Source organism: Helicobacter sp. (genome assembly GCF_022511165.1).
Classification (GTDB): domain Bacteria; phylum Campylobacterota; class Campylobacteria; order Campylobacterales; family Helicobacteraceae; genus Helicobacter_C.
Genome location: NZ_JAFLSB010000076.1, coordinates 1 through 1,968 on the forward strand (window position 1 = coordinate 1; position 1,968 = coordinate 1,968).

Annotated in this window: 2 protein-coding genes; both read left to right on the forward strand. The window is 42.5% G+C overall.

Annotation, left to right across the window (positions count from 1 at the left end; genetic code table 11):
• Nucleotides 1–245: 245 nt before the first annotated feature.
• Nucleotides 246–1,175: a zinc metalloprotease HtpX gene (htpX, locus tag J1E28_RS07730; protein ID WP_291028461.1), complete on the forward strand. Its 930-nt coding sequence runs from the start codon at nt 246–248 to the stop codon at nt 1,173–1,175.
• Between the two features lie 161 nt (nt 1,176–1,336).
• Nucleotides 1,337–1,888, forward strand: a complete 552-nt coding sequence (gene folE, locus J1E28_RS07735) for a GTP cyclohydrolase I FolE (RefSeq protein ID WP_291028465.1) — start codon at nt 1,337–1,339, stop codon at nt 1,886–1,888.
• Nucleotides 1,889–1,968: the final 80 nt, after the last annotated feature.

Consider the following 1,968-nt stretch of genomic DNA (forward strand, 5'->3'; position numbering starts at 1 on the left):
TTATAGAAAAAAGAATCTAATACACTAAACTTAGAATCTAGAATCTAAAAATAGATTTTTATTTTTGGAGTTTTTAGAATCTCCTAGCAACCTCAATATTTCTTAGCAATCAAGGTATATCCTTAAATTTCAATATATTATATAAAAAAGAAACACATTCAGTAGAGATTTTAGCAAAACTCTGCCATAAATATGCCATAATATCACTCATATAAGGGCAAAATAGAGCAACCAAAGGAGCATAGATGACTTCCCATTTTGAGCGTATTATCGCGCATAATCGATACAAAACCTACGCGGTTTTATGCGTCTATATAGCTATTTTTGCGCTTATTGGGCTTCTTGGGGATATTATCCGCCTTGACGCCCCAAGCCTAGAGTATGGATTCTACGCACTCCTTACTTTACAAGAGACGCCCATTATTACCCTCTCTCTTGCCCTCATCGCATCTCTTATCATTTTTTTTAGCATAGCTCAAAGCTCACGCATTATGCTAAGTGGCAATGAATATAAGCGCATAGACCCTACCCGCGTCCTCTCCCGCAAGGAATCTCGCCTCTATGGAGTCCTCCAAGACCTCCTCAAAAGCGCGCAATGCCCCTTTGAACCCGCACTTTATATTATGGAAGCCCCCTATATGAATGCCTTTGCAAGTGGGTGGAATGAAAAAAACTCAATGATTGCGGTTACTTCTAGTCTGCTTGAACGCCTTGATGAAAGTGAGCTAAAAGCCGTAGTTGCACACGAGCTAAGCCATATCCGCCACGGCGATGTGCGCCTTACGATGTGTGTAGGCATTTTAAGCAATATTATGCTTTTGGGCGTGAATATTTTTGCCTTTTATTTTAGCTCCTCGCAATCTCAAGGCGCAAGGGCTGCACGAAGTATTTTGCTTCTTTTGCAGTTTATTCTCCCCTTTCTCACGCTTTTTTTAAGCCTTTTTATTAGTCGTAGTCGCGAGTATATGGCGGATTCTGGTGCGGCATATTTGATGAAAGGGAGTGAGCCAATGATTCGCGCCTTGCAAAAAATCAGCCAAGACTATGCGCAAAATCGCTACACCGAGCCAAATCCCACACGAGCCAATGCCTATCTCTTTGGCGTGGGCGAGTTTCTAAGCACCCACCCAAGCATACAAAATCGCATAAAAACCCTACTTAATCAACATTTTTAGGACGCCCTATGCAAAAAAAGAATACTTCAAAGTCTATCAAAACCCCCTCCAAAAATACAGCCTCAAAGCCTACCCTTGCTTCAAAATCTAGCGTAACAAAAAGCGCCGCCACCTCAAAAGATAGCGCTTCCCCCATTTCAATCCCCTCCATAAGCACAGCTTTGGAATCCACCTCCCTCGCCTTTTTTCAATCCCTTTGCGCTCACATAGGAGAAAATCCCACGCGCGAGGGCTTAGCCCATACATCAACGCGCCTTGCCCAAAGCCTCCTCTCCCTTCTTGATGGCTATGCCAAAAGCCCCAAAGATGCGCTAAGAAGCACTTTTGAAGATAATGTATGCGATGAGATGATTATCCTCAAAAAGCTTCATTTTTACTCAATGTGCGAACACCATATCTTGCCCTTTTTTGGGCATATTTCTATCGGCTATATCCCTGATAAAAAGCTTGTGGGCATTAGTGCTTTGGCGCGATTAGTTGAAGTTTTTTCCCACAGATTGCAGATTCAAGAGAATCTTACCGCACAGATTGCAGATGCAATTTATAATGAACTCAAACCCAAAGGCACAATGGTTGTATGTGAGGCGCGGCATCTCTGCCTTGAGATGAGAGGGCAGCAGCCCCAATCGCCTATTATCACTTCCGCCCTACGCGGACTTTTCAAAAAAGACCCCCGCACAAGAGCAGAGTTTATGCAGCTGATACAAAACTAAGGCGCTATGGTAAAACACAACAAAATCACATAAAGAATCTAGCGACTTAATTATGGGTAAAAATTACTAGGATTATTGAT